This window comes from Streptococcus mitis, assembly GCF_009496285.1.
Lineage (GTDB): Bacteria > Bacillota > Bacilli > Lactobacillales > Streptococcaceae > Streptococcus > Streptococcus mitis_BP.
This window is the reverse complement of sequence record NZ_WIJK01000045.1, coordinates 1-3,036: the sequence shown is the minus strand read 5'-3', so window position 1 is coordinate 3,036 and position 3,036 is coordinate 1. Positions and strand designations below refer to the sequence as shown.

At 30.3% G+C, this 3,036-nt stretch carries 2 protein-coding genes; both read left to right on the top strand.

The genetic code is table 11. The features are described from left to right. The first annotated feature begins 243 nt into the window (after positions 1-243). The gene (locus tag GEZ89_RS09320; protein WP_153225806.1) at positions 244-1,965 is read left to right on the top strand and encodes an McrB family protein; all 1,722 of its coding nucleotides are present in this window, start codon (positions 244-246) and stop codon (positions 1,963-1,965) included. 3 nt (positions 1,966-1,968) lie between these two features. Next, the coding region (locus GEZ89_RS09315) for a 5-methylcytosine restriction system specificity protein McrC (RefSeq protein ID WP_153225805.1) at positions 1,969-3,036 on the top strand (1,068 nt) is incomplete at its 3' end.

Below are 3,036 nucleotides of genomic sequence, written 5' to 3'. Positions count from 1 at the left end.
TGGGATAGCCTTTCTAAATGGTTTATTAAGCAATTCTATTTTACCAAGACTATCGCAACCATGCAAAAAGCAACGGCAAAAACCGTTGCTTTTTTGATAGAATCGAGACACTATTGTCCCAGACTCATTTTAGACTTTAATATTATTATTTTATTCCCACTTAACTAATAAGATTTATTTTATATGATATAATCATTATATAGAATCAAAAATAGTAGTAAACAAAGGATGTAATGTGTGAATATGGGTAAATTAGAAAAGTATGAATTAACAATATCTAGTAATGAGATTAAGTCAACGGATAGCCGCTTCACAATGGATGATTTAAGCTTGGGAGACAATTACAAATTTTTAGATGTGTTCTTTATAAAATCAAATGATGAAATAATTAGAAGAAATAAAAAAAAGAGAGAAAGAAACGAGTCTAATCAGGTTTTACCTCGTCTAGCATGTCAAATATTCGAAAAAAAAATATTGAAACTTTCAAAAAAGGATAGAGAAAATTTTCCGGTGTGTCAATATAATCCATCTAGTCCGATGATTAGAGGCATATTTTCTAGTGAATCTGAATTCAAAAGGAAAAGAAATACAATTGAACATGTTGGCTATCATTGTGAGGACGGTTCTACTCTAGTTTTTTACTGTTGGAACATATTTTCAACTCTCATATTTGTAAAGGAATGTTTGAAGAGATTTGGGACTGAAGGTGATAAATTTATTTTAGTTTATAAAGACAAAGACGGGGAGAATGAAGCTATGGAGTCTAATTCACAAACAATGGCTATAGAGGAACATATAAGGAGTTATTCAGAACTTTTATTAATTTCAAAAAATATAGTATTTCGAGGAGCACCAGGAACTGGTAAAACCTACCTTTCTAAACAGATTGCAGCAAATATTGTTTCTAACGGTAGAACTAGTGATATTAATAGTCTTTCACAGGATGAAATCAATCAAATTGATTTTGTTCAATTTCATCCTTCATATGATTATACTGATTTTATTGAAGGATTTCGTCCTTCAGAGGCAGAGAATAATCAAATTGGTTTTACTCTAAAACCTGGAAAATTTAAAGTATTCATCGAAAAAGCCCAAAAATTTGAGTCTGCAGATCGTCAAGATAACTTTGCTCAGGCATGGGGAAAATTTTTTGAAGCAGTTACTGAAGCGATGGAAACTTCACAAGGGTATAATGAATTAAAAACATTGACTGGTAAGCCAATGGGAAATATACTTTCTTATGATAACAATGGTGTACAAGGCATCTTCAAAAAAGATACCACCCAATACCTTAATTATAATCAAATATATAATGTTTATAGAGGTTTACCTGGTGTACCAGAAGGTGGATTTGACAATTATAGAAAAGCAGTTGTTAAACACTTGAAAGAAAAGTTTGAACTAAAAGATTATATTGTTGGTGAAGTTAAGAACGATAAAGATAAGTTTGTCTTTATCATTGACGAAATTAACCGTGGTGAAATTTCAAAGATTTTTGGAGAACTTTTCTTTTCTATAGATCCAGACTATCGTGGAATTAAAGGAGCAGTAAGCACACCTTACAATTCTGAGGAAAAGTTATATATACCTGAAAATGTTTATATTATAGGAACAATGAATGATATAGACCGTTCAGTTGAAACATTTGATTTTGCAATGAGACGTAGATTTACTTTTGTGGAAATTACAGCAGATAATTCTGCTCAAAATATGAGTCTTAATGAAGAAACAAAAGAAATAATGCATCGATTGAATAATGCAATTGTTGATGAAGGACATTTAACTCAAGATTATCAGATTGGTGCTAGTTATTTTAAGAATCTTGATGAAGGAACACTATCAATAAAAAATCTATGGGATTATAAGTTAAAACCACTATTAAATGATTATTTCCGTGGTGAAAGATTAGCTATTGATAAGATGAGAGCCTTGGAAAACGCTTATTTTGGAACTAGTGAGGACTAGTTTATGCTTAAAATAAGTGATAACGCAGAGATTGAACAAAGTAATGTAGGCCATTTGATTATTAATGAACTAGCAAATAAATCTTTATCTACCTTAGATCAGGAAAGGTTTATCATTTTTCCGCCATTACTAAAGAACTCTGCTGATTTGGATGAGGATAATTGCATATTTAGGACGTTTAATGGTAAAACTAGGACTTGTAATATAGTGGGATTTTTGAGCGATGGTGAGAATGAAATCCATATTCATACCCGGTTTTTTGAGTCGAAAGATGAGGATTATTTTTTAAATTATATGTTACAAAAAGTGCTTCACTATAATGTAACAATTAATGAAATTTCATCATCTGATAATCATTCTTATTATGATCTTTTAGTGTATTTATTTCCTTATTATTTAGAGGAAGCTATGAGAAAAGGTTTCTATAAGGAATATGTTTATCATTCCTATAATGATAGTAATGTTCGAGGTCAGTTGGATATCAACCGACATATTAGGCAGAATGTGCCTTTTATTGGAAATATTGCATACAATACTCGGGAGTATTCGTTCGACAATAAATTAAATCAATTGATTCGACATGCTATTGAAAAAATTGAAGTTACAAGACCTTTTTTACTAAATGAAAGTTCAACTATTCGAAATAATGTTAAGAGGATAAAAGAGTTGACTCCAAGTTATTCTCATTATGATTTAGAAGATGTGTTATTTGAGAATAAATTTAATACTATAAAACATGGATTCTATGAAGAATATACTCAGTTGCAGACTCTATGTCTTCAAATATTGACTGATGAGAGGATTAGCTTCGGAGCTAACGACCAGAAAGTACATGGAATCATTATAGATATTGCTTGGTTATGGGAAGAGTATCTAAACTTATTAATAAAAGATCACTTTTATCATCCTCAAAATAAAGTAGGTACTATGCCTCATTATTATTTTAATAATAGAAATGGGGAAATTTACCCTGACTTTATAGGGAAATTACCAGATAATCGAGTAGTTGCAGATGCAAAATATAAACCTCAAAATAATATTAAAAACAGTGATTATTCTCAGATTTTATCC